Source organism: Intrasporangium sp. Soil_C_50 (assembly GCF_057656595.1).
Map to the genome: position 1 here is coordinate 1,564,184 of NZ_JBDGKB010000001.1, position 22,469 is coordinate 1,586,652.

The following is a 22,469-nucleotide window of genomic DNA, read 5'->3' on the forward strand; positions in this document are numbered from 1 at the left end:
GGTTCACGACAGTGCCTCCTTGAGGGCGTCGACATCGAGGACGGTGGACAGGCTGCGACGGGCGCGGTGCAGGCGGGACTTCACGGTGCCCTCGGCGACGTCGAGGGCGGTGGCGGCCTCGGCGACGGAGCAGTGCGACCAGACGACGAGCTCGACCACCTCTCGCTGCGCGGGCGGGATGCGCGCCAGGGCACGACGCACCTCGCTCATCCGCTGTTCGTCGTCGACGCGGGCCGCGGTGGCTGCCGCGTGGTCGGCCGCGACGACGCCGCCGGCGTCGGCCTCGATGCGCCCGTGCAGCAGCCGCTGCCGCCGCGCCGTGCGCACGACGTTGGCGCACTCCTGGCCGGCCATGACGGGCAGCACGGCCCGGGCCGTCGGCGCACGGAGCGGGTCCACCGCACCGTCGAGGGCCCGGCGCCACACGGCGGTGAAGGTCGCCTGCACCACGTCCTCCGCGGCCGCCCAGGACGCCGTCCGCCGGAAGGCGAAGTTGTACACCGCGTCGCAGTGCCGGCGGTAGAGCTGCGTCAGGGCGCTGCCGTCGGCGTCGGCCAGCCGGCACCACAGCGCGCGGTCGTCGGGCGGTGCGCCGGCCCCGGGCGACGGCCCGCCCCGGGTCGAGGTGAAGACGCTCATGTGGGGAAGAGTCCGGCTCGAGCCGTCGGGTTCGCCTCAGCCGACGGTGATCAGGCCTCGTTCGGCGCCCAGGGCGATGTCCGTGCGGTGGTGCGAGCCGGCCAGCTCGATGGCGGCGACGGCGTCGTAGGCGGCCTTCCGGGCCTTCGCGAGCGTCGACCCGACGGCCACGACGTCGAGCACGCGCCCACCCGCGGACACCAGCTGCCCCGACGCGTCGAGCGCCGTGCCGGCGTGGAGGACGACGACGCCCGGCACCTCGGCCGCGGCGTCGAGGCCGGTGATCGGGTCGCCGGTGCGCGGCGACGCCGGGTATCCCTCGGAGGCGATGACGACGACGACCGCGCGGTCGTCGGACCAGCGGAGCCGGCCGAACTCGCCGAGCGAACCGGTGGCCGCGGCGAAGAGCAGCTGCGCGAACGGTGTCTCGAGGCGGGCGAGCGAGGCCTGGCCGTCGGGGTCACCGAGGCGCGCGTTGAACTCGACGACCTTCGGCCCGCGCGACGTCAGCGCGAGACCGACGTAGAGGATGCCCACGAAGGGCGTGCCGCGCCGGCGCATCTCGTCGATGGTCGGCTGGGTCACACGCGCGAGGATGTCGTCTGCCAGGCCCTCGGGAGCCCACTCGAGCGGCGAGTACGCCCCCATGCCACCGGTGTTCGGGCCGGCGTCGTCGTCACCGACGCGCTTGAAGTCCTGGGCGGGCGAGAGCGCGACAACGCTCGTGCCGTCGCTGATGCAGAACACCGACACCTCGGGGCCGTCGAGGAACTCCTCGACCACGACGCGTCCGCCGTCCTTGGCCAGGCATGCCCGGGCGTGCTCGACGGCCGCCTCGCGCGACTCGGTGACGACGACGCCCTTGCCGGCGGCGAGGCCGTCGTCCTTGACGACGTACGGTGCGCCGAGGGCGTCGAGCGCGGCCTCGACCTCCTCGACGGTCTCGCACACGTGCGCGAGAGCGGTCGGCACGTCGGCGGCCGCCATGACCTCCTTGGCGAAGGACTTGCTGCCCTCGAGCTGCGCGGCCTCGGCGGACGGGCCGAACACGGCCACCCCGGCGGCGCGGCACGCGTCGGCCACCCCGGCGACGAGCGGCGCCTCCGGCCCGACGACGACGAGGTCGACCTCGTGCTCGCGGGCGAGCGCCGCGACGGCGTCACCGTCGAGCACGTCGACCGGGACGCAGAGGGCCGTGGCGTCGATGCCCGGGTTGCCCGGGGCCGCGATGACGGCCTCGACCTCCGGGTCGGCGGCGACGGCCTTGACGAGGGCGTGCTCACGGGCACCGGAACCGAGGACGAGGACCTTCACGGCGTCAGCCTATTGGCACCGTTGGTCCCTGCTGCGAGTCTGTCCCGATGCCGAACACCGAGGTCTCCGACGCTCCCGACCACCTCGCGTGGCTCGTCTCGACGCTCCAGTCCCACCGCGACGCCGTGCTCTGGAAGCTCGAAGGCGTGCCTGAGCACGACGCGCGTCGCCCGCTGACCCCGACCGGCACCAACCTGCTCGGCCTCGTCAAGCACCTCGCGTACGTCGAGTTCGGGTACTGGGGCCCGACGTTCGGCCGCGAGGTGACGGCGTCGCTGCCGGCCTGGGAGGACGACGCGCTGCCCAACGACGACATGTACGCCTTCGCCGACGAGTCGCGCGAGGACGTCGTCGCGCTCTACCGCGCGGCATGGACCTTCGGCGAGGAGACGGTCGCACTCGGCCTGGACCACCTCGGCCGGGTGCCGTGGTGGCCCGAGGAGCGGGCCCGCGTCGACGTGCGTCTCGTCCTCGGCCACCTCATCGCCGAGACGGCCCGGCACGCGGGGCACGCGGACATCCTCCGCGAGCAGCTCGACGGGAGCGTCGGGCGCTTCCTCGGCCGGGAGAACCTGCCGAAGGAGGACCCGACGTGGTGGCGCGACTACCTCGGACGCGTCGAGGCCGCGGCCGACGCGCACCGCTCAGGGACGCGTGACGCCTGAGGCGCGTGAGGCGGAGTGCTCACTCGACGGGAAGTGGGAAGGGAGGGCCGGCCCCCCCCACTCATCGCGTGAGCACGCGACCTCACGCGTCACGTGCGTCTCAGGAGACGGTGGCCAGGCGCTCGCGGAGCCGGTGCCGGACGTCCGGCCACTCGTCGACGAGGATCGAGTGGACCGCGGTGTCGCGCCACGAGCCGTCGGCGCGGCGCACGTCGCGACGCGTCACACCCTCGAAGACCGCGCCCAGCTTGAGGATCGCCGCCCGCGAGCGGTTGTTGAGCACGTCGGTCTGGATCCGGACCCTGCCGAAGCCGCACGTCTCGAAGGCGTGGGCGAGCAGGAGGAACTTGCACTCCGGGTTGACGGCGGTGCCCCACCACGGCGAGCCGTACATCGTCCACCCGAGGTGCACGTGCTGCCGCACGAGGTCGACGTCGCCGAGCGAGCTCGACCCGACGACCGTGCCCGCGGCGCCGAGCGGCGAGTCCTCGACGAGCCGCACCGTGTACGAGGTGCGCCCGGCCTCTCGGGCCGCGACCGAGGCCGCGACGAGCGCCTCGGTGTCGGTGAGGCTCTCGTGCGGCCGCGACATGAGGAAGCCCTGCTCGTAGCAGCGCGGGTCCGAGTACACGGCGAACAGTCCCTCGGCATCCTCCGGGCGGGTGACGTCGAGGCGGACGACGCGCCCGACGAGCGGCACGCCGGTGGGTGGGATGCAGTCCGTTTCGTGCATGTCCTGACACTAGACTTGATGGTTCCCGCGCCGCCCAGGGCGCCTCTCGAGTTCATGGATGTCAGTGAGCACTTCGAACGCATCTCCCCAGCGCGCCTCGGCCGCGGTCCCCCACGAGGTGGCCCGCGAGATCGCCGTCGAGCAGGCGCACGTCGACCGGGTCCACGAGGAGCTGGTCAAGGCCGGTGTCCGTGCCGAGTCGGTGCAGGCCGAGGGCCTGTCGCGCGGCCAGATCACGAAGTCGGCCGAGGTGGCCTACGAGGAGGCCGCCGGCCTCTTCGAGCGCGACGCCTTGATGTTCCACGCGGCGCGCCGGCGCACCGCCCTCGACACCCAGTACGAGGGCCTCGTCTTCGGCCGCCTCGACATCGACCACGCGATGCTCCGCGCCGAGAGCGCCCACCCCAACGGTACGGGCGGCGCGTCGAACGGCCACGGCTCGGCATCCACGGCCGGCCCTGCGTCGGATCCCGCCGACCGGGAGGTTCGCTACATCGGCCGCCTCGGTGTCCGCGACGACGACTACGAGCCGCTCGTCATCGACTGGCGCGCTCCCGCCGCATCCGCCTTCTACCGGGCGACGCCGACCCAGCCGATGGGCGTCCTGCGTCGCCGCGTGCTGCGCAGCCGCGGCACCACCGTGATCGGTGTCGAGGACGACCTCATGGTGCCCGAGGCGCCCGACGACCTCGTCATCGTCGGCGACGGCGCCCTGATGGCCGCCCTGACCCGCACCCGCGGAGCCCGGATGCGCGACATCGTCGCGACGATCCAGGCCCACCAGGACGAGGCGATCCGGGCCAGCGCCCGCGGCGTCACCGAGATCACCGGCGGCCCCGGTACCGGCAAGACCGTCGTGGCCCTGCACCGCGCGGCCTTCCTGCTCTACTCCGACCGCCGGCGGTTCGAGTCCGGCGGCATCCTCGTCGTCGGCCCGTCGGGCGCCTACACCGCCTACATCGAGCGCGTGCTGCCGTCGCTCGGCGAGGAGAGCGTCACGCTGCGGGCGCTCGGCGACGTCCTCGACGTCGTCAGCACCGAGCGCCTCGACGCTCCCCCGGTCGCCCGCATCAAGGGCTCGGTCCGCATCCGCACCCTCCTCGGTGCGGCCGCGCGCGGGCGCGTCCCCGAGGCGCCGACCGAGTTCCGGGCCATCGTCGCCGGGCGCGCGGTGCGGCTCGAGGCTCGCGACCTCGACCGAGTCCGCTCGCAGGTGCTGCGTCAGCACCAGCGCAACGCGGCCACAACTGCGGCCCAGGCCGCTCTCGGTGAGGCGGCGTGGACGTCCCTCGGCATCACCGGCGATCGCGACGCCAAGGCCGAGTTCATGGACAAGTGGGAGGACCACCTCGACGTCGAGTCGTTCATGCAGGCCTGGTGGCCGCAGGTCGACCCGCGCCAGGTGCTGCTCTGGCTCGCCGACGAGTCGCTGGTGCGGCGGCACGCCCGTGGCACCCTGCGCGACGACGAGGCCGGCCTGCTCGCCGCGTCGTTCCGCACCGCCCTCGTGACCGGCACGTGGTCGGTCGCCGACGTCGCCCTCGTGGACGACATCGCGGCCCGGCTGGGGCCGGTGCAGGAGGCACCGCAGGAGGAGCGCGGCTTCTACGAGATCGAGGAGCTCGACGACCTCAGCCAGTACGGCGTCACCGAGGTGCAGCCGGTGTCGGGGAGCGGCGAGAAGCGCGCCGAGGTCGTCGGCGGCGACCCCACCGACCGCCTCCTCGCCGGCCGCGTCGGCAAGCCCGAGGAGTACGCCCACGTCCTCGTCGACGAGGCCCAGGACCTCTCCCCCATGCAGTGGCGGATGATCGGACGCCGTGGGCGACACGCGTCGTGGACCGTCGTCGGCGACGCCGCCCAGGCGTCGTGGCCCGAGGCGGTGGAGGCAGCGGCAGCGCGCGAGGAGGCGTTCGGCAGCCAGCAGCGCCAGCACTTCCACATGGACACCAACTACCGCAACGCGCGCGAGATCTTCGACTACGCGGCCGACATCGTGCGCCGCGAGGTGCCCGACGCCGACATCCCGCAGGCGGTCCGCGAGACCGGCGTCCAGCCGCTCGAGCGGCCGCTCGGCCCCGACGCATCCGCCTCCGTGGCCTCGGCCGTCGAGGCGCTGCTCGACGAGGTCGACGGCGCCATCGCCGTCGTGACGCCTGCGCGGCACGCGGACGCCCTGGCGTCGGTGCACGCTGCCGGGAACGGACGCGTCCAGGTCGTCGACCCGATGTCGACCAAGGGGCTCGAGTACGACGCCACCGTCGTCGTCGACCCCGACGAGATCGTCCGGGAGTCGCCGGGCGGTGTCCGGGTGCTCTACGTGGCCCTGACCCGCGCTGCGCACCGCATGACCGTCCTGTCCTGATAGCTGCGGGAATGCCCGGTCGCGCAGAGCGCGACTCCTTCAGGTAAAGGTTTGTTCAAGTAATCGTCGAACCATCGACTCCTCCTGCGCAGCGCGGGATGATGGTCAGGACGTCGAGGGCGCGCGAACACCCTCCCCGCCGGTCTCCTCCCCCCATCGAGACCCCCTTGACGTCCGGCGCAGTCCCGCCCCCCAATGAGGACTCGCACCGGGCGAGGAGCGAGATGCATCCCCCCTGCATCCCGCCCCTCGCCCGGACCCATGTCCGGGCCCTCTTCCGGCGGGCGGCCACGCCCGCCCGAAGCCTCGTGCCCGTCCGAAGCCTCGTGTCCGTCGTCAGTCGAAAGAGCAGTTCGTCCCTCGGGACGAACTGCTCTCTCGACGGCAGGGGTGGGGACGAACTGCTCTTTCGATTCCCCCGTTACAGGCCGGCTGTGTCAGTGGCCGAGGAGCGTCCGGACGCGGTCGGCCCCGACGGCCAGCAGCAGCGTCGGCAGACGGGGGCCGGTGTCCGTGGACACGAGCAGGCGGTAGACGAGAACGAAGAACGCTCGCTGCGCCGCGGACAGCTCGGGGTCCTTGACCTTGGCCTCGGGGTCGATGCCGCGTTGGATCTTCGGCACGGCGTACACGAGGTGGGTCAGGCCGTCGACCGACCAGTGCGCGTCGAGGCCCTCGACGAGGAGGCGAAGCGACTCGCGCTGCCCGTCGTCGAGGCCGGCGAGCAGGTCGGCGTCGGGGGTCTCGCGCACGACGGTGCGGTCCTCGGCGGGGACGTAGCCGAGCATCCAGCGCTCGGCGCAGTCGAGGCGCGGTCGCAGGTCGTCGGTGGAGTCGACCGGGTTGTCGGGGTCGAGCTCGGACAGGATGCGCACGGCCTGCGCCTCGTCACCCTGCGTGATGTCGATGACCGAGGCGATGGTGCGGAACGGCATCGGCCGCGGCGTCGCGGGCAGCGTGCCGGACGCGGTCGACGTGGCCCGCAGGTGCGCGGCGAGGTCGCCGGGCTGGGCGTCGCCGCCGGCGACCTTGCGGTTCAAGGCGTCCCACTCGTCGTACAGACGCTGCAGCTCGGGGCCGAAGGCGACGTCGAAGCTCTGGTTCGGGCGGCGTCGGGCGTAGAGCCAGCGCAGCACCGGTGGCTCCATGACCTCGAGCGCGTCGTTCGGGATCGGCACGCCGCCCTTGGACGAGCTCATCTTGGCCATGCCGGCGATGCCGACGAAGGCGTACATCGGGCCGATCGGGCGCTCCCAGCCGAAGACCGGCGCGAGGTCCTTGCCGACGACGAAGCTGCTGCCCGGGCTCTGGTGGTCGACGCCGGACGGCTCGAAGAGCACGCCCTCGTAGCCCCAGCGCATCGGCCAGTCGACCTTCCAGACGAGCTTGCCGTCGGTGAAGGTGTCGAGGTCGACCGTCTCGGTGTGGCCGCAGCGTGTACACGTGTAGGCGAGCTCGTGCGAGTCGTCGTCGTAGGCGGTGACCGTGGTGAAGTCGGTGTGGCAGACGCTGCAGTACGGCTTGAACGGGAAGTAGCCTGCGGTGCCCTCGCTGCCGTCGTCCTCGCCCGCGGCGCCCGAGCCGCGCTCGGCCTCGGTGGCGGCGGCCGCCTGCTCCTCGGTGAGCTTGGCGGCCTTGGGGTCCTGGCGCTTGCCCTTGCCCGAGGCCTTCTGGCGCGCGTCGGCCTCGGCCTCGAGGGTGCGGTACTGGTCGAGCACCTTGTCGATGGCGGCCCGCTCGCGCATCGCGAGGAGCACCTGGTCGCGGTAGGCGCCCGCGCGGTACTGCTCGGTCTGGCTGATCTCGCGCACCTCGATGCCGGTGGCGGCCATGGCCTCGAGCAGGGGGGCCTTGAAGTGGTCGGCCCACGTGGCGTGCGGGGAGCCGGCCGGCGCCGGCACCGACGTCAGCGGTCGGCCGATGTACTGCTCCCACGACTCGTCGACCCCCTCGAGGCGCTTGGGCACGCGTCGGAACCGGTCGAAGTCGTCCCAGGAGAGGATGTGCTCGCACGGGATGCCGCGCCGCTTGATCTCGTCGGCGACGAGGTGCGGCGTGATGAGCTCGCGGAAGTTGCCGAGGTGGATCGGGCCCGACGGGCTGATGCCCGAGGCGCAGACGATCTTCTCGATGCCGCGGTGCTTCGCCTCGGCGATGACGTCGTCGGCCAGGCGCGTCACCCAGTCGAGCGGCTCGGGAACGGCGGTCGTGGCCGTGTCACTCATGGAAGTCCTTCGGGTTCATGCAGGTTCGTGCAGAATCTGAGGTTGCCGTCAGCTCGCGACGCTGGGCTTGAGCGGGAAGCGCTCGATGATCTCGGAGCGGCCCGGGCCGACGCCGATCGCGGAGACGCGGGCACCGATGAGCTCCTCGACGCGCAGCACGTACTTCTGCGCGTTCTGCGGCAGCTCCTCGAAGGTGCGGCAGTGGGTGATGTCCTCCCACCAGCCGGGCATCTCCTCGTAGATCGGGGTGGCGTGGTGGAAGTCGCTCTGGCTGACCGGCATCTCGTCGTGACGGACGCCGTCGACGTCGTAGGCCACGCAGATCGGGACCGTGTCGAGGCCGGTGAGCACGTCGAGCTTGGTGACGACGAAGTCGGTGACGCCGTTGATCCGCTGGGCGTACCGGCCGATGACGACGTCGAGCCAGCCGCAGCGCCGCGGGCGCCCGGTCGTGACGCCGAACTCGGCGCCGGTCTTGCGGAGGAACTCGCCCATGTCGTCGTTGAGCTCGGTCGGGAACGGACCCTCGCCGACGCGCGTCGTGTACGCCTTGAGGATCGCGATGACCGAGTCGATGCGCGTCGGGGGCACGCCCGAGCCGGTGCACGCGCCGCCCGAGGTGGCGTTGCTCGACGTGACGTAGGGGTAGGTGCCGTGGTCGACGTCGAGGAGCGTCGCCTGGCCGGCCTCGAAGAGGACGGTCTCTCCCCGGTCGAGCGCCTGCACGAGCTCGAGGGCGGTGTCGGTGACCATCGGCGCGAGCCGCTCGGCGTACGAACGCAGCTCGGTGACGACCTCGTCGACGTCTGCGGCGCGCGTGTTGTAGATCTTGGCGAGCACCTGGTTCTTGAAGGCGAGCGCCGCCTCGACCTTCTGGCGCAGGATGCCCTCGTCGTAGAGGTCCTGCACGCGGATGCCGATGCGGCTCATCTTGTCGGCGTACGTCGGGCCGATGCCGCGGCCGGTGGTGCCGATGCGGCGGCTGCCGAGGAAGCGCTCGGTGACCTTGTCGAGGGTCCGGTTGTACGGCGGGATGACGTGCGCGTTGGCGCTGACCTTGAGCTTGCTCGTGTCGACGCCACGCGCGTCGAGGCCGTCGAGCTCCTCGAAGAGGACGCCGAGGTCGACGACGACACCGTTGCCGATGACCGGGGTGCAGTTCGGCGACAGGATGCCGGAGGGCAGCAGGTGCAGCGCGTACTTCTCGCGCTTGCCGTCCTTCTCGATGACGACGGTGTGGCCGGCGTTGTTACCGCCGTTGAACTTGACGACGTAGTCGACGCTGCTGCCGAGCAGGTCGGTCGCCTTGCCCTTGCCCTCGTCGCCCCACTGCGCTCCCACGAGCACGATCGCCGGCATCGGTCTGCCTTCCCTTGGTGGTCCGAACCAACGGCAAGGTTATCGGTTCGTGACGCCTGCCCCGGACGCCGTCCGGGTGCAGTGCGCACTGGCTCGTCGTCCGGGCGTGGAGACGGGCGTGGTGTCCGCGCGATGTGCCGCGCCCGCGCGTGCTCTGCACTGCTCCACGGGACGAGCCACACCGGGGGATGGCTCACCTGGCGGAGCAATGCAGAGCACGGGTGCGGTGGCCCCCCTCAGGCGACCGGCTGCTGCAGCTCGATGACCCAGTTCTCGGGGTCGTCCATCCCGGACTCGTGGTAGATCTCGCGGCACGGGCCGGCGAAGGACAGCCCGCGCGCCTCGACCTCACGCGAGAGCGTCTGCCACGCCTCGCCGATGCCGCTCAGCGGACCACGCAGCGTCGTGACGAGCGCCCGGGGCTCGGCCGGCAGGTCGGCCAGCTCGAGACCAGCGCCCTCGGCCTCGGCAGGCCCGACGTCGGGCCCCACGGGGTAGGCCGCGGCGGCGACCATCGCGTCGCCGTCCATCGTGTAGTGGCCGATCGACGGACCCGCGGGGGTCAGGTGTGCCGCGTGCACGGCGTGGTCGACCTGGCCGAACAGGGGGCCGACGACCTCGCCGACCTGCTGGCCGTCCGACACGCGTGCGGACAGCTGGACGACGCGGACCGCGGGCAGCGCCTGCTCGGTGTAGGGGTCGAGCGCGACTGACGGTGACATGGTGCTCTCCTTCTCGATCATCCGGAGACGGTGCTCGACCTGCTCGAGGCGGCCGCGGTCGGCGTCGATCTGCGCGGCGAGCTCGGCCCGACGCAGCCGCAGCATGCCGCGCAGCTGTTCGACGGGCACGTCGTCGCCGAGCAGGCGCCCGCAGTCCTCGAGGGTGAACCCGAGGTCCTTGAGCGCGACGAGCCGGTTGGCCCGGTCCAGCTGCGCGGCCGAGTAGGACCGGTAGCCGGACGCCGGGTCGACGCGGGCGGGCCGGAGCAGGCCGAGGGCGTCGTAGTGGCGCAGCATGCGCACCGACACCCCGGCGAGCCGGGCGAAGTCTCCGATACTCAACATGGTCCCCCCAACCCATCGCCTGACACCGTGTCAGGGTCAAGCATCCTCGAGGTCAAGCATCCTCAGGCGCGCGCGAGCCAGCCCTCGAGGTACTCCGCGACGCCGTCCTCGCGGTGGTGCCCGGTGACGACCGACGCAGCGTCGAGCGCCGGGTCGACGGCGTTGGCGACGGCCACGGCCGTGCCCGCGACGGCGAACGCCGAGACGTCGTTGTGGTTGTCGCCGAAGAAGACCGTGTCGTCGACGGCGACGCCGAGCTCGGAAGCCAGGGCCCGCAGCCCGTCGCCCTTGGAGCAGGAGGCGTTGGCGATCTCGAGGTAGGTGGCCTTGGAGCGGTAGGTCACGAGGCCGGGGCGCCCGGCCAGGGCGGCCTCCAGCTCGTCGACGAGAGCGGGTTCGCCCATCGCCATGACCTTGTGCGGCGGGCGGGTGTCGACGCGTCCGCTCGCGACGTACTCGTGCGCCGACGTGTCACTCGGGTCGACGGCGGTGATGGTCGCCTCGCGCTCGGTCCACTCGTCGGATCCCCAGGCGTACCAGTCGTCCCCGGCGAAGAAGCTCGCGTGGAGACCGAGCCGCTCGCACACGGCGTAGGCGGCCCTGGCGTCGTCGGGCGCGATCGCCACGTCGGTGACGACGGAGCGGTCGGCCCGCAGGACGAGGCCCCCGTTGTAGGCGATGAGCGGCGTGGGCTCGACGCCGCAGAGCCGTTCGAGCCCCTCGAGCGAGGCGGGCATGCGCGAGCTGCACAGCACGAACGGGTGCCCCGCCGACCGCACCGCCCGGATGGCGGCGACGGTGCGGTCGGACAGGGTGCGACGGTGGTCGAGCAGCGTGCCGTCGACGTCGGAGCAGAAGAGCGTCATGGGGTGGGCGGCGACCCGCTCAGAGGCCGAGCTCGCGAGCGCCCTCGGCCGAGGAGTCGCGGAGGAACTGCGCGCACCGCTGCTCCTCGTCGGACTCCCCGATCGCCCGGGCCGCGCGCGACAGCGCCGCGAGCGCCCGGAGGAAGCCGCGGTTCGGCTCGTGCGACCACGGCACCGGACCCTGGCCGCGCCAGCCCGACTTGCGGAGCGCGTCGAGGGCGCGGTGGTAGCCGGTGCGGGCGTAGGCGTAGGCCTCGACGTCGCGGTCGCCGTCGGCGAGGGCGTCCTCGGCGAGCGTCGCCCACGCGAGCGAGCTGGCCGGGTAGGCCGCGGCGACCTGCACCGGGTCGACGCCGGCCGCCAGCTTCTCGGCGGCGGGGTCGACCGCGAGCCGCGTCTCGGGGATGCCGAGCAGGTTGTCGCTCACTGGTGCGTGCCCGCCGAGCGCAGCGCGGAGCACGCCTCGACGATGCGCACCGCCATGGCCTCCTCGGCCGCCTTGCCCCAGGCGCGCGGGTCGTACTGCTTCTTGTTGCCGACCTCGCCGTCGACCTTGAGCACGCCCGCGTAGCCCGAGATCATCCAGTCGGCGATCTTGCGGGTGAAGGCGTACTGCGTGTCGGTGTCGACGTTCATCTTGACGACGCCGTTGTCGACGGCCGCCGAGATCTCCTCGGGCAGCGAGCCGGACCCGCCGTGGAAGACGAGGTCGAAGGGGCGCGCGTCGTCGGACAGGCCGAGCTCCTTGGCGGCGGCCTGCTGCGCCTGCAGCAGGATCTCCGGGCGCAGCTTGACGTTGCCCGGCTTGTAGACGCCGTGGACGTTGCCGAAGGTGAGTGCCGTCAGGTAGCGGCCGTTCTCGCCGGCGCCGAGCGCCTTGACCGTGGCGATGGCGTCCTCGGGCGTGGAGTACAGCTTCTCGTCGATGGCACCCTCGACGCCGTCCTCCTCGCCGCCGACGACGCCGACCTCGATCTCGAGGATGACGCTCGCGGCCTTGGCGAGGGCGAGCAGCTCCTGCGCGATCTGGAGGTTCTCGTCGAGCGGCACGGCCGAGCCGTCCCACATGTGCGACTGGAACCACGGCGTGCCGCCGGCCTTGACCCGCTCGGTCGACGCCGCGAGGAGCGGGCGCACGAAGCCGTCGAGCTTGTCCTTGGGGCAGTGGTCGGTGTGCAGCGCGATGTTGACGGGGTAGTTCTTGGCCACCTCGTGCGCGTACGCGGCGAAGGCGAGCGAGCCGCTGACCATGTTCTTGATGCTCGGGCCGGATAGGTAGTCGGCGCCGCCGGTGGAGACCTGGATGATGCCGTCGGAGCCCGCGTCGGCGAAGCCCTTGAGGGCGGCGTTCAGCGTCTGCGAGCTCGACACGTTGATGGCGGGGTACGCGAAGGAGCCGGCCTTCGCGCGGTCGAGCATGTCGGCGTACACCTCGGGGGTGGCGATGGGCATGGCATCTCCTGCTGTCTCGTGCGGGTGGGGCGCTGTTTTCGGACGGTGGGCCCCACGGCGATCCGGTCCGCCGACGATCCTGCCACGCCGACCTGCGTCCGGTCAGCGGTGCCCATCCCTCGGTGAGCGCCCGCTCAGCCCGCCGCGGGGTCGAAGACGTAGGGCGTCGTCGTCGCGACCCGGTGCAGCCCGAGACGGCGCAGGATCGGCTCGGAGTCGGGTGAGGCGTCGACCCGGACGAAGTCGTTGCCTCGGGCCAGTCCGAGACGCGCCCGGTGCAGCAGCGTGGCCCGGTAGAGGCCGCGGCCGCGCCACTCGGGCAGTGTCGACCCGCCCCAGAGACCGGTGAAGCGGCTCGTGTCGTACTCCGAGCGGGCCGCGCACAGCACCGGGCCCTCGCGCGTCTCCTCGACGACCACGACGTCCATCGACCCCGGCTCGGCGGTCCAGCGGGGGAGCAGCGAGTCCACGACCCACGGCTGCGGCTCGCCCCAGACCTCCTCGAGCATCGCGGCCATCCGCTCGAAGTCGGCGTCGGTGTCAGCGGCCCGCACCACGACGCCCTCGGGCAGGTCGATCTCCTGGGCGGCGAGCGGTGCGGCCTCGCCGAGGATCAGCGCCTCTTCGTCCTCCTTGACGAAGCCGGCACGGACGAGGCGCTCGCCGAGGTCGGCAGGCTCGTCGTAGTCGTAGGTCTTCCACTCGACGCGCAGGCCGAGCCCGGCGAAGAAGTCGCGCTGGCGCTCGATGACGGCGTCCCACTCGGCGGAGTCCGGGCCCAGGCCGTCGGGGCTCTCGATCATGTTCCAGCGACCGCCGTCGACCTCGTACTCACGTCGCACGAGGCCGTCGACCTCGAGGGGCCGCTGCGGGGTGCCGACGCGGATCGGTGCGCGGGTCTCGTCGTGGAAGACGCGGAGCAGCTCGGAGGAGTCGACGGGCGGGACATCGCTCTGGAACGAAGAGGGGTTCACACGCCCAGCCAAGCATGGTCGAATCCGTTCGTCATGCCTCTTTTCCACGCGCGCAACGCAGCTCGCACCCGCGGACCCGAAGGATCGCTGAGCGACCGGGCCGCCCGGGCGCTGGCCGACGCCCGGCCGGTGCCGTTCTGGACGGATCGCCCCGAGCGGCCCGACCCGCGCCCGGCCCTGACCGGGGCCGCGCCTCGGACCGACCTGCTCGTCGTCGGCGGCGGGTTCACCGGCCTGTGGGCTGCCCTGCAGGCCAAGGAGGCCGATCCCTCGCGGGAGGTCGTCGTCGTCGAGGCCGGACGCATCGCCGACGGCGCATCGGGGCGCAACGGCGGCTTCATGGCACCCTCGCTCACCCACGGTCTCGCGCAGGGCGTGGCCTGCTGGCCCGAGGAGATGGGCACGCTCGACCGCCTCGCCGCCGAGAACTTCGACGGCATCGTCGCGACGCTCGGGCGCCACGGCATCGACGCGGACCTGCACCACCCCGGCGAGCTGACCCTCGCGCTGACCGAGCACCAGGTGCCCTCGGTCCGCGAGTCCTACGAGCTGCATCGGGCCCACGGCGTGCCCGTGGAGCTGCTCGACGCCGCACAGGCGCGAGCCCGCGTCGACTCACCCCGCTACCTCGCCGGCATGTACGACCCCGAGGTCGCGCTCGTCGACCCGGCCCGCCTCGTGTGGGGACTGGCCCGTGCGGCCGAGGCGCTCGGGGTGCGGATCCACGAGCACACCCGGGCCACCGGTTTCGACGCCGAGGGCCCGGGCGTGCGGGTGCGACTGGACGCCGGGTCGATCCACGCCGGACGCGTCGTCATCGGCACCAACGCCTCGCAGGGCGTGCTCCGGCGCTTCAGCGCGTGGGTGCTGCCGGTGTACGACCACGTGCTCATGACCGAGCCCCTGACGCCCGCGCAGCTGGCCGCGATCGGCTGGGAGGGCCGCGAGGGGCTGACCGATGCGGGCAACCAGTTCCACTACTACAGAAGGACGCTCGACGACCGGGTGCTCTTCGGCGGGTACGAGGCGAACTACCACTTCCCCGGGCGGATCGACCCCACGCTCGAGCAGAACGACGCCTCGCACGGGCTGCTCGCCGACCACTTCCTCGACCTCTTCCCGCAGCTCGAGGGCATCCGCTTCACTCACCGGTGGGCCGGCGTCATCGACACGACGTCACGGTTCACGCCGGTCTTCGGCACGGCGCTCGGCGGCCGGATGGCCTATGCCGTCGGCTACACCGGCCTCGGCGTGGCCTCCACCCGGTTCGGTGCGGCCGTGGCCCTCGACCTCGTCGACCGCAAGGACACCGAGCTGACCCGGCTCGGGATGGTGCGCCGCAAGCCGGTGCCGTTCCCGCCCGAGCCGGTGCGGTACGCGGCGGTGGCCGCCACCCGCGCCTCGCTCGCCGCCGAGGACCGCACCGGCCGCCGCAACCTCTGGCTGCGCGCCCTGGACCGGATGGGCGTCGGCTTCGACTCGTGACTCCCGTGACTCCTGCGACGGAGTGCTCACTCGATGAGAAAGGGGGCAGGGCTCCGAGGTTGCGGAGGGACCGGGCCTCGGAGAGCCCTAGAGGACGGTGAGCTCGGTGGGGCGGGTGTTGAAGCGCTCGACACCGCTGTCGGTGACGGCGACGATGTCCTCGATGCGCGCGCCCCAGCGGCCGGTGAGGTAGACACCGGGCTCGATGCTGAAGGTCATGCCGGCCTCGAGGGGCAGGTCGTTGCCCTCGACGACATACGGCTCCTCGTGGACGTCCAGGCCGATGCCGTGGCCGGTGCGGTGGATGAAGTGCTCGGCGAGGCCGGCCTCGGCGAGCACGGCCCGGCCGGCCCGGTCGACGTCCTGGCACGTGACGCCCGGTCGGACGGCGTCGACCGACGCCTGCTGCGCGGCCTGCAGTGCCGCGTAGGCCTCGGCCACGTCGGACTCGGTCGGCGAGCCGACGGCGTAGGTGCGGGTGCTGTCGGAGTTGTAGCCCGAGGGGAGCGGGCCGCCGATGTCGACGACGACGACATCGCCCTGCTGCACGACGCGGTCGCTGACCTCGTGGTGCGGGCTCGCGCCGTTCGGTCCCGACCCGACGATGACGAAATCGGCTGCGGCGTGGCCCTCCTCGACGATCGCGGCGGCGATGTCGGCAGCCACCTCGGCCTCGGTGCGACCCGCCAGCAGCCACTCCCCCACGCGCGCGTGGACCCGGTCGATCGCGGCCCCGGCGAGACGCAGCTGCTCGAGCTCGACGGCGTCCTTGCGCATCCGGAGCTCGCGCAGGACCGGCCCGGCGAGCTGCTGCTCGGCGGCACCGGCGTCGCGCAGCCGCAGGGTGTGCAGCGCCGGGGTCATGTCGGACACCGCCACCGGCCCACCGGGCACGCCGGCGAGAGCCAGCGCGTACGCGTCCTCGCCGTCGACCCACGTGCGCACCTCGACGCCGAGGTCGCCGAACGGCACGTGCCCGAGCCCCGCGAACTCCAGCCGCGGCGAGACGAACACCGGCGCCACGGACGCGTCGGTCGGCACGACGAGGGCCGTGAGCCGCTCGAACGACGACCCGGCCACGCCGACGAAATAGCGCAGGTCCGAACCCGGCGACACGACGACCGCCGCGAGACCGGCGTCGGCCGCGTGACCCCGCAGCAGGTCGAGGCGTGAGCGCATCGTCGTGACGTCGAGGACCGAGGTGTGGGTGCCCATGCGCCGACCGTACTCCGGGCATCGGTGCCACCCGCCCCGGCTCCGCCCCCAGGGGGAGGCCGTCGCGGCATCTGCTGCCTACGCTGGCGACATGGCGACCCGACACCGCGCGTCCGGCGGCCCGTGGCGCACCCGCCTGCTGGCGTGGTTCGGCGTCGACGAGGCCTGGGAGCGCGTCCCCGACGACCCGGCCCGGGCCCGCCGGACCGACACGGTGCTCGCGGCGGCGTTCCTCGTCGCGGGCTCGCTGGGCGTCGAGCTGTTGCGGAGCGTCGACGCCCTGGGCAGCTTCTCGAGCGCCTACGTCTGGCCCCACGTCGCCGTCGCGGCCGGGACCCTGCCGCTGGCCTGGCGCCGCAGACGTCCGCTGGTCGTCGCGGTGTGGCTGTCGCTGCACTTCTTCGTCGTCGGCATCACCCTGCCGCCCGTCGTGAGCTCGATGCCGATGCAGGTCGTCTACTTCCTGGCGATCTTCACCGGGGTGGCGTGGGCCCGCGACCGGCGGGCCATGCTCGCCGTCGTCACCGGGATCGTCCTGCTCATGTTCGGCTGGCTCACCTGGCAGCTCGCGGTGGGTAGCGGCGTCGAGGAGGCCCTCGGGCACGCGGGGAAGCCGCTGACCCACCAGGGGCTCTTCTCCCCCTCCACCGCGTACGTCGTCTACACGCTGCTCGTCAACGTCCTCTACTTCGGCGGCGCGATCATCGGCGGGCAGGCCGCCTGGCGTGCGGCGCTGCACCGCGAACGGCTCGCCTCCCAGGCCCACACGATCGAGGAGCAGGCCGCCGAGCTGCAGCGCCGGGCGGTGGTCGAGGAACGCCTTCGCATCGCGCGCGAGCTGCACGACGTCGTGGCCCACCACGTGTCGGTCATCGGCATCCAGGCAGCGGCCGCCCGCCGGACGCTCCGGCGGGACGTCGATGTCGCCGAGGCGTCGCTGCGCGCCATCGAGGGCTCCTCGCGCGACGCCGTGACCCAGATGCGCGCGCTGCTCGGCACGCTGCGGTCGGCCGACGAGGACGCCGAGCCGACGCGTCGGGCACCGGAGCCGCGCCTGGCCGACATACCGGTGCTCGTCGAGCGCACCCGCGAGTCCGGACTGGACGCGCGCTGCCACGTCGTCGAGGACGCGCCGGGGGCGCTCGACGCCGTACCCGGGCCGGTCGGGCTCTCGCTCTACCGGACCGCCCAGGAGGCGCTGTCGAACGTGCGCCGCCACTCGACCGCGCGGGCGGCCCAGGTGTTCGTCCGGGTCGACCGACGCCCCGAGGCCGGATTCGCCCACGGGTACGCCGAGGTCGAGGTGCTCGACGACGGCCGCCCGCGCACCGGCACGTCGGGAACCGGTCTGGGACTGTTGGGGATCCGCGAGCGTCTCGCGGCGCACGGCGGCGTCGGCGAGATCGGCCCGCGGGTCACCGGCGGCTACCGTGTGCGCGTCCGCATGCCGCTTCCCGAGGAGACCCGGTGACGACCGTCCTGCTCGTCGACGACCAGCAGCTCGTCCGCTCCGGGTTCGCCCTCATCCTGTCGGTGGAGGACGACCTCGAGGTCGTCGGCGAGGCTGCCGACGGCGCCGAGGCCGTACGGCGCACCGCCGAGCTGCGGCCCGACGTCGTCCTCATGGACGTGCAGATGCCGGTGCTCGACGGCATCGAGGCCACCCGACGCATCGTCGAGGCCGACCAGTCGAAGGTCGTCATCCTCACCACCTTCGACCGCGACGACTACGTCTTCGCCGGGCTCGCGGCCGGTGCGAGCGGGTTCCTGCTGAAGAACGCCGAGCCCGAGCAGCTCGTCGACGCCGTCCGCGCGGTCGCGGGTGGCCACGCGCTGCTCGCACCCCAGGTGACGCGTCGGGTCATCGAACGCATGACCAACCGGGACGCGCCGGGCGGGCAACGCACGGGCACAGACGGATCCGCCCACGGAAGCGATACTCGTGACCCGCGGCTCGACCGGCTCACCCCGCGCGAGACCGAGGTGCTCGGCCTCGTCGGGCGCGGACTCTCCAACGCGGAGATCGCCGCCCACCTCGTGCTCGGTGAGGCGACCGTCAAGACCCACGTGTCGAACGTGCTGTCCAAGCTGCACCTGCGCGACCGCGTCCAGGCCGTAGTCCTCGCCTACGAGGCCGGGCTCATCCGCGCGGGGGACCCCGACGTTCCTCCTCCGGGCTGATCCGCCGGGCGCCGACCCGGCCTAGCGTGGAGACATGACGACTTTCGGGGACACCGACCACCGGCCGGACCACCGGCCGGACCACCGGGGCGACCACCGGGACACCGGCACGGCGCCCCCTCCGGCCGCACCGGGCGCAACGGCCGGAGGCGTCGGGGTGCGCGGCCTGACGCGGACCTTCGACCAGGTGCGCGCCGTGGACGGCGTGTCGTTCACCGTGTCGCCGGGGCTGCTCACCGGCTTCGTCGGGGGCAACGGAGCCGGCAAGACGACGACGATGCGGATGATCATGGGCGTGCTGGCGCCGACGAGCGGTGAGGTGCTCTGGAACGACCGGCCGATCAGCGCGGGCGACCGGCGCACGTTCGGCTACATGCCGGAGGAGCGCGGCCTCTACCCCAAGCAGCCGGTGCTCGACCAGCTCGTCTACCTCGGGCGGCTACGTGGCCTGTCGACGCCCGCGGCGCGGTCCTCGGTCACCGAGCACCTCGAGCGGCTCGGCCTCACCGACCGGGCCAAGGACCACGTCGAGAAGCTGTCGCTCGGCAACCAGCAGCGGGTGCAGATCATCGCGGCGCTCATGGGCGAGCCGCAGGCCCTCGTCCTCGACGAGCCGTTCAGCGGCCTCGATCCGGTGGCCGTCGACAACATGGCCGACCTCCTGCGCGAGCACACGGCCCGCGGTGTCCCGGTGCTCTTCTCCAGCCACCAGCTCGACCTCGTCGAGCGGCTCTGCGAGCGGCTCGTCGTGCTCTCCCGGGGTCGCGTCGTCGCGAACGGCAGCCCCGACGAGCTGCGCTCACGATCGGTGGTGCGTCACCGCATCGTCCTGTCGGGTGACGCCGGCTGGGTGCGCGGCGTCCCCGGCGTCCTCGCCGTCGACGTCGAGGGGTCGAGCGCCCTCGTCGAGGTCGTCGAGCCGGGCGCCGAACGGGCGCTGCTCGCCGAGGCGGTCCGACGCGGCGACGTCCACGAGTTCGCGCCCCAGCGTCCGTCGCTGGCCCAGATCTACCGTGAGGTGACGGCATGACGACCACCCGCAACCAGCCCGACCGGCTCGACCACCCGGCGCACGAACGCGTCGGCCCCTCCGAGCCGGGCCACCTGTCGCACGAAGGCGTCGGCCGCGCCTGGACCGTCGTCGCGATGCGCGAGGTCGTCGTGCGGCTCACCAACCGCGCCTTCCTCGTCTCGACGGCGCTGACCCTGGTCTTCCTCGCCGGCTACGGCGCCTTCGCCGCGTGGCAGTCCGGGCGGACGACGACGTGGACCGTCGCCGTGTCCGCGACCGACGCGTCTGCCGCGGGCCCGCTCGTGGCCGCCACCGGCCGCGCAGCGCACGCCACCGACGACAGGACCGTCATCACGACGAAGCCGGTGGCCGACGCATCGGCAGCCCGGACGGCCGTCACCGACGGCGAGGCCGACGTGTGGCTGCACCGCACCGACACCGGCTGGTCCGCGACATCCGCCGACGACGTCCCCATGGGGCTGCGCACCGCGCTCGAGCAGGCCGTACGCACCGACGCCCTCGACCGCAACGCCGCCGCAGCCGGCACGAGCCTGACTGCGCTCCAGCAGGGTTCGACCCTCGCGCTCGACCGGTTCTCCGGCGGCGGCATCGACACGGGCTTCGTCAAGGCCGTCACGTTCGCGTTCGCACTGCTCTTCTTCATGTCGGCGATGATGTTCGGCCAGCAGATCGCCGCGAGCGTCGTCGAGGAGAAGCAGTCGCGCCTCGTCGAGATCATCGCCACGGCGATCCCGGTGCGCCAGCTGCTCGCCGGCAAGGTCGTCGGCAACGCCGTGATCGCCCTCGCGCAGGTGGTGCTCATCGCCGGGGTGGGGCTGGTCGTGGTGTCGTTCACCGACTTCTCGACCCTGATGTCGACGCTGTCGACGGCCGTCGTGTGGTTCGTCCTCTTCTTCGCGGTCGGGTTCTTCGCCCTGGCCTGCCTGTTCGCCGTGGCCGGGGCGCTCGCCTCGCGCACCGAGGACCTGCAGAGCACGACGGCCCCGATGACCATCGCGCTCTCGCTCGTCTACGTCGTCAGCTTCGGCCTGAGCGGCACGGCCCTCACCGTCGCGTCGTACGTGCCAATCGCCTCGGTCGTGACGATGCCGGCACGGATCCTGTCCGGCGACGCGGCGTGGTGGGAGGCGATCCTGTCGCTGCTCGTCATGGTCGTGTTCTCGGCCGCCACCGTCGTCGTCGGCGAGCGCATCTACCGCAGGTCGCTGCTGCAGACGCGGGGGCGCGTGTCGTGGCGCCAGGCGCTGCGCACGGCCGACTGACGCCACGGCCGACGCGTGGACGCGCGCGTCCTTACCCGCCGCCGACCTGTGCTTGCGAAGTCCTTGCCGAGTGCAGACCGACAGCGGGTGCAGGGCGACGCCGCCGGCCCCTACCGTGGAGGGGACGCCGGATGCGTGGTGCGTGGCCCGGATCGCTCCCTCGGGCCACGCCGAACGGGCCTCGACCGCGACTGGTCGGGGCCCGTTGTCACGCCCGGACCCCTGCAGGCCGCTCCCCCTCGACCGTGACGTGCCGGTACGGCGAGAACCACAGCCACAGCGCCGACGCCACGAGCCCGAGGACCCCGACCCCGATGGCGACGCGGTTGCCGAACGACGCGGCGAGCCAGCCACCGAGCGGGGCTGCCACCGCGATGGTGCCCCAGTTGAACGAGCGGATCGTCGCGTTCATCCGGCCGCGGAGACGGTCGGGCGTCACGAGGTTGCGGTAGCTCATCTCGAGCGGCCCCTTGACCCCCATGGCGAGCCCGAAGAGGGCGTTGGCCAGCAGCGGCCAGACGATGGCGGTCGGACCGGGACGGGCCAGCAGGAGCAGCGCGTACGCGACGGGGTTGGCCCACTCCGTGGCCTGGACGACGCGCCCGGTGCCGAAGCGGACCCCGAGCCGGGGCGCGAGACCGGCCCCGACGACGCCGGTGACGCCGGTCGCGGCGAGCACCAGCCCGATGCCGAGCGCGTCGAGGTGCAGCTCGGTGGTGGCGAAGTAGACGAGGACCGTGGTGACGATGCCGTTGGCGAAGAACCACAGGTGCAGCGACACGGCGTAGGGCCCGAGCGTCGCGTGCCGGTAGACCCAGGCCGCCCCCTCGCGCAGCTCGGTCCACAGGTGTCGCGGGCGCTCGTCCGCGGCCGGCTCCGGGCGTCGTTCCTCGACGCGCAACGTGGCGAGGACGACGGCCGACACGGCGTAGGAGACCGCGTCCACGAGCACGGCGACCGGCGCCGACAGCAGCCGCACCAGCGCCCCGCCGACGAGCGGGCCCAGCGACTGCGTCGCCGAGTAGGTCTGGGCCAGGCGGGAGTTCGCCGTGGGCAGCCACGCCGGCTCGACGATCGTCGGCAGCAGGGACAGGTGTGCGGCGTTGAAGAACATCGACGCGGAGCCGACGACGAAGACGAGCACCGCCAGCACCGGCACGGTCAGGTGCCCGGTGAGCGCGAGGAGACCGACGGCGCCGAGCACGGCCGCGCACAGCACGTCGGCACCGATGAGCAGCGGGCGCCGCCGCACCCGGTCCACGACGACCCCGGCGACGAGGCCGAAGAGCAGGTAGGGCAGCCACTGTGCCGACCGCACGACGCCGAGGGCCACCTGGTCGGCGTGGAGGGTCTCGATGAGGAGCAGCTGCAGCGCGAGCGCGGAGACGAACGTGCCGAGGCTCGACACCGCGTCGGCCAACCAGTATCGGGCGAAGGACGCGTGGCGCCGGGTCGTGGCGCCAGCATCTGCGTGTCCGAGCGGTTCGCCGACCTCCACGTCTGCCCCTTCCCCCGACGCCCGGCCCGACGCCGTCCGACACCGGGACCGGGCACCAACCTAGGTGTACCCGGTCATGACGTTGGTGACAGGCGGCTGATCGGTGGGAGCCCGTCGAGGGCGGTGTGGCGTCGTC

General features: G+C 72.8%; 19 protein-coding genes. 7 read left to right on the plus strand and 12 right to left on the minus strand.

The annotated features are described in order from the left end of the window. Positions 1-3: 3 nt before the first annotated feature. Positions 4-639, minus strand: coding sequence for an RNA polymerase sigma factor (locus AC3A5R_RS07370; protein WP_487620073.1), 636 nt, complete (start codon positions 637-639; stop codon positions 4-6). A gap of 36 nt (positions 640-675) precedes the next feature. Next, positions 676-1,953: a phosphoribosylamine--glycine ligase gene (gene purD, locus AC3A5R_RS07375; protein WP_487620074.1), complete on the minus strand. Its 1,278-nt coding sequence runs from the start codon at positions 1,951-1,953 to the stop codon at positions 676-678. 47 nt (positions 1,954-2,000) lie between these two features. Here purD and AC3A5R_RS07380 point away from each other — a divergent pair, with 47 nt between their 5' ends. Then, a complete protein-coding gene (locus AC3A5R_RS07380; RefSeq protein WP_487620075.1) occupies positions 2,001-2,618 on the plus strand; it encodes a DinB family protein in 618 nt (205 codons plus the stop codon). 100 nt (positions 2,619-2,718) lie between these two features. Here the strand turns inward: AC3A5R_RS07380 and AC3A5R_RS07385 are convergent, their stop codons facing one another. Further along, on the minus strand, positions 2,719-3,351 hold the full coding sequence (locus tag AC3A5R_RS07385; RefSeq protein WP_487620076.1) for a GNAT family N-acetyltransferase: 633 nt from the start codon (positions 3,349-3,351) through the stop codon (positions 2,719-2,721). Positions 3,352-3,409: 58 nt separating this feature from the next. Here AC3A5R_RS07385 and AC3A5R_RS07390 point away from each other — a divergent pair, with 58 nt between their 5' ends. Next, the gene (locus AC3A5R_RS07390; RefSeq protein WP_487620077.1) at positions 3,410-5,716 is read left to right on the plus strand and encodes a HelD family protein; all 2,307 of its coding nucleotides are present in this window, start codon (positions 3,410-3,412) and stop codon (positions 5,714-5,716) included. Positions 5,717-6,153: 437 nt separating this feature from the next. Here the strand turns inward: AC3A5R_RS07390 and lysS are convergent, their stop codons facing one another. From lysS to AC3A5R_RS07425, 7 genes are all read right to left on the minus strand, one after another. Continuing rightward, positions 6,154-7,941: a lysine--tRNA ligase gene (lysS, locus tag AC3A5R_RS07395; RefSeq protein WP_487620078.1), complete on the minus strand. Its 1,788-nt coding sequence runs from the start codon at positions 7,939-7,941 to the stop codon at positions 6,154-6,156. 48 nt (positions 7,942-7,989) lie between these two features. Next, the gene (locus AC3A5R_RS07400; protein WP_323096366.1) at positions 7,990-9,300 is read right to left on the minus strand and encodes an adenylosuccinate synthase; all 1,311 of its coding nucleotides are present in this window, start codon (positions 9,298-9,300) and stop codon (positions 7,990-7,992) included. Between the two features lie 236 nt (positions 9,301-9,536). After that, positions 9,537-10,367: a MerR family transcriptional regulator gene (locus tag AC3A5R_RS07405; RefSeq protein WP_487620079.1), complete on the minus strand. Its 831-nt coding sequence runs from the start codon at positions 10,365-10,367 to the stop codon at positions 9,537-9,539. Between the two features lie 62 nt (positions 10,368-10,429). Beyond that, complete coding sequence (locus tag AC3A5R_RS07410) at positions 10,430-11,233, minus strand: Cof-type HAD-IIB family hydrolase (RefSeq protein WP_487620080.1); 804 nt, start codon at positions 11,231-11,233, stop codon at positions 10,430-10,432. 19 nt (positions 11,234-11,252) lie between these two features. Beyond that, a complete protein-coding gene (locus AC3A5R_RS07415; RefSeq protein WP_076263614.1) occupies positions 11,253-11,660 on the minus strand; it encodes a DUF3151 domain-containing protein in 408 nt (135 codons plus the stop codon). After that, the gene (fbaA, locus tag AC3A5R_RS07420; RefSeq protein ID WP_487620081.1) at positions 11,657-12,685 is read right to left on the minus strand and encodes a class II fructose-bisphosphate aldolase; all 1,029 of its coding nucleotides are present in this window, start codon (positions 12,683-12,685) and stop codon (positions 11,657-11,659) included. The genes AC3A5R_RS07415 and fbaA overlap by 4 nt, the downstream gene beginning before the upstream one ends. Before the next feature lie 134 nt (positions 12,686-12,819). Next, positions 12,820-13,659 (minus strand): GNAT family N-acetyltransferase, encoded by an 840-nt coding sequence (locus AC3A5R_RS07425; protein WP_487620082.1) that lies wholly within the window; start codon positions 13,657-13,659, stop codon positions 12,820-12,822. A 33-nt stretch (positions 13,660-13,692) separates the two neighbouring features. Between AC3A5R_RS07425 and AC3A5R_RS07430 the strand changes: the two genes are divergently transcribed. Further along, positions 13,693-15,144, plus strand: coding sequence for an NAD(P)/FAD-dependent oxidoreductase (locus AC3A5R_RS07430; protein WP_487620083.1), 1,452 nt, complete (start codon positions 13,693-13,695; stop codon positions 15,142-15,144). A gap of 87 nt (positions 15,145-15,231) precedes the next feature. On the opposite strand, the gene AC3A5R_RS07435 is transcribed toward AC3A5R_RS07430, so the two are convergent. Then, the gene (locus tag AC3A5R_RS07435; protein WP_487620084.1) at positions 15,232-16,359 is read right to left on the minus strand and encodes a M24 family metallopeptidase; all 1,128 of its coding nucleotides are present in this window, start codon (positions 16,357-16,359) and stop codon (positions 15,232-15,234) included. A gap of 91 nt (positions 16,360-16,450) precedes the next feature. Here AC3A5R_RS07435 and AC3A5R_RS07440 point away from each other — a divergent pair, with 91 nt between their 5' ends. Genes AC3A5R_RS07440 through AC3A5R_RS07455 form a run of 4 tightly spaced genes read left to right on the plus strand, consistent with a single transcriptional unit; the run spans position 16,451 to position 20,835 of the window. Beyond that, positions 16,451-17,830, plus strand: coding sequence for a sensor histidine kinase (locus AC3A5R_RS07440; RefSeq protein ID WP_487620085.1), 1,380 nt, complete (start codon positions 16,451-16,453; stop codon positions 17,828-17,830). Beyond that, entirely contained in the window at positions 17,827-18,540 is a 714-nt protein-coding gene (locus AC3A5R_RS07445; RefSeq protein ID WP_487620086.1) for a response regulator, read from the plus strand. The genes AC3A5R_RS07440 and AC3A5R_RS07445 overlap by 4 nt, the downstream gene beginning before the upstream one ends. A 34-nt stretch (positions 18,541-18,574) precedes the next feature. Further along, positions 18,575-19,570 carry an ABC transporter ATP-binding protein gene (locus AC3A5R_RS07450; RefSeq protein WP_487620087.1) on the plus strand — a complete coding sequence of 332 codons (996 nt, stop codon included), beginning with the start codon at positions 18,575-18,577 and terminating at the stop codon, positions 19,568-19,570. Continuing rightward, positions 19,567-20,835: an ABC transporter permease gene (locus AC3A5R_RS07455; protein ID WP_487620088.1), complete on the plus strand. Its 1,269-nt coding sequence runs from the start codon at positions 19,567-19,569 to the stop codon at positions 20,833-20,835. Before AC3A5R_RS07450 ends, AC3A5R_RS07455 begins: the two co-directional genes overlap by 4 nt. Positions 20,836-21,043: 208 nt before the next feature. Here AC3A5R_RS07455 and AC3A5R_RS07460 read toward each other — a convergent pair whose 3' ends face one another. Further along, the gene (locus AC3A5R_RS07460; protein ID WP_487620089.1) at positions 21,044-22,333 is read right to left on the minus strand and encodes an MFS transporter; all 1,290 of its coding nucleotides are present in this window, start codon (positions 22,331-22,333) and stop codon (positions 21,044-21,046) included. Positions 22,334-22,469: the final 136 nt, after the last annotated feature.

Excerpts from the sequence above, each read along its gene's own strand:
- AC3A5R_RS07370 (WP_487620073.1), bottom strand. The coding sequence starts at position 639 with ATGAGCGTCTTCACCTCGACCCGGGGCGGGCCGTCGCCCGGGGCCGGC.
- AC3A5R_RS07380 (WP_487620075.1), top strand. The coding sequence starts at position 2,001 with ATGCCGAACACCGAGGTCTCCGACGCTCCCGACCACCTCGCGTGGCTC.
- AC3A5R_RS07385 (WP_487620076.1), bottom strand. The coding sequence starts at position 3,351 with ATGCACGAAACGGACTGCATCCCACCCACCGGCGTGCCGCTCGTCGGG.
- AC3A5R_RS07390 (WP_487620077.1), top strand. The coding sequence starts at position 3,410 with ATGTCAGTGAGCACTTCGAACGCATCTCCCCAGCGCGCCTCGGCCGCG.
- lysS (WP_487620078.1), bottom strand. The coding sequence starts at position 7,941 with ATGAGTGACACGGCCACGACCGCCGTTCCCGAGCCGCTCGACTGGGTG.
- AC3A5R_RS07400 (WP_323096366.1), bottom strand. The coding sequence starts at position 9,300 with ATGCCGGCGATCGTGCTCGTGGGAGCGCAGTGGGGCGACGAGGGCAAG.
- AC3A5R_RS07405 (WP_487620079.1), bottom strand. The coding sequence starts at position 10,367 with ATGTTGAGTATCGGAGACTTCGCCCGGCTCGCCGGGGTGTCGGTGCGC.
- AC3A5R_RS07410 (WP_487620080.1), bottom strand. The coding sequence starts at position 11,233 with ATGACGCTCTTCTGCTCCGACGTCGACGGCACGCTGCTCGACCACCGT.
- fbaA (WP_487620081.1), bottom strand. The coding sequence starts at position 12,685 with ATGCCCATCGCCACCCCCGAGGTGTACGCCGACATGCTCGACCGCGCG.
- AC3A5R_RS07430 (WP_487620083.1), top strand. The coding sequence starts at position 13,693 with ATGCCTCTTTTCCACGCGCGCAACGCAGCTCGCACCCGCGGACCCGAA.
- AC3A5R_RS07435 (WP_487620084.1), bottom strand. The coding sequence starts at position 16,359 with ATGGGCACCCACACCTCGGTCCTCGACGTCACGACGATGCGCTCACGC.
- AC3A5R_RS07440 (WP_487620085.1), top strand. The coding sequence starts at position 16,451 with ATGGCGACCCGACACCGCGCGTCCGGCGGCCCGTGGCGCACCCGCCTG.
- AC3A5R_RS07450 (WP_487620087.1), top strand. The coding sequence starts at position 18,575 with ATGACGACTTTCGGGGACACCGACCACCGGCCGGACCACCGGCCGGAC.
- AC3A5R_RS07455 (WP_487620088.1), top strand. The coding sequence starts at position 19,567 with ATGACGACCACCCGCAACCAGCCCGACCGGCTCGACCACCCGGCGCAC.